The organism is Streptosporangium sp. NPDC002544, assembly GCF_040295965.1.
GTDB lineage: Bacteria > Actinomycetota > Actinomycetes > Streptosporangiales > Streptosporangiaceae > Streptosporangium.
Genome location: NZ_JBEOWJ010000095.1, coordinates 1 through 1,281, shown reverse-complemented (window position 1 = coordinate 1,281; position 1,281 = coordinate 1). Strand labels below are relative to the sequence as shown.

The 1,281-nt window shown below is 72.4% G+C and carries 1 protein-coding gene; it reads left to right on the top strand.

Annotated elements, in window-relative coordinates:
* On the top strand, positions 1-1,281 hold a 1,281-nt coding region (locus tag ABT061_RS48275; RefSeq protein ID WP_350930447.1), incomplete at both ends, for a type I polyketide synthase.

Genomic DNA, 1,281 nt, shown 5'->3' with positions numbered 1-1,281 from the left:
GGTGGTGACGCGGGGTGCGGTGGTGGCCGGTGCGGGGGATGCGGTCACCGATCTGGGCGCGGCGGCGGTGTGGGGGTTGGTGCGCTCGGCGCAGTCGGAGAACCCGGGCCGGTTCGTGCTGATTGACCTGGACGGGCAGGAGATCTCGGCATCGGTGTTGTCCGGGGTGCTGGCCTCGGGTGAGCCGCAGGTGGCGGTGCGCGGGGATGAGGTGCGGGTTGCCCGGCTGGTACGGGTGCCCGGTTCTGGTGGTTCCGCCGATGGCTTCGACGCTGAGCATGGTTCTGCTCGTGGCGTTGACCTCACTGACGGTCCCGGCTACGAGCGTGACTCTGGTCCGGGTGGGGGAGCGGGCCGTGCCTGGGATCCGGAGGGGACGGTGTTGATCACTGGTGGGACGGGTGGTCTGGGTGGGTTGTTCGCGCGGCATGTGGTGGCCGAGCGTGGGGTGCGGCGTCTGCTGCTGACCAGCCGCCGGGGCCTGGACGCCCCCGGCGCGCTGGAACTGCGGGCCGAGCTGATCGCGCACGGGGTCGAGGTCGAGATCGTCGCGTGTGATGTGGCCGATCGGGACCAGGTGGCGGCGTTGCTGGCCGGGGTGGATGCCGGGCATCCGCTGACCGCGGTGATCCACACCGCGGGTGTGCTGGATGACGGGACGATTCCGTCGCTGTCGCCGGAGCGGTTGGGGACGGTGTTGCGGCCGAAGGTGGATGCGGCCTGGTATCTGCACGAGCTGACCCGGGGTCTGGATCTGGCGGCGTTCGTGGTGTTCTCGTCGGTGGCGGGGACGTTCGGTGGGGCGGGTCAGGGTAACTATGCGGCGGCGAACGCGTTTTTGGACGCGTTGGCGGAGGTGCGGCGGGCTGAGGGGCTGGCGGGGTTGTCGCTGGCGTGGGGGCCGTGGGCGCAGGACGCCGGGATGACCGGGGCCCTGGATGACGCTCAGGCGCGCCGGTTGACCCGCGCCGGGATGCCGGCGATCACTCCGGAGCAGGGTGTCGCGTTGTTCGACGCGGCCGTCCGCTCGGGTGAGCCGGCCGTGGCCCCGGTCCGGCTCGACCTGGCGGCGGTGCGGGCGCAGGGCGAGGTGCCGCATCTGCTGCGCGGGCTGGTGCGGGGGGTTCGCCGGTCGGCGGTGTCGGGGTCGGTGTCGGGTGACGGTGCGCTGGTGCGGCGGTTGGCGGGGTTGGGTGAGGCTGATCGGGTGCGGTCGGTGGTGGAGTTGGTGCGGGCGCAGGTGGCGGTGGTGCTGGGGCATGCTTCGCCGGAGTTGGTGGA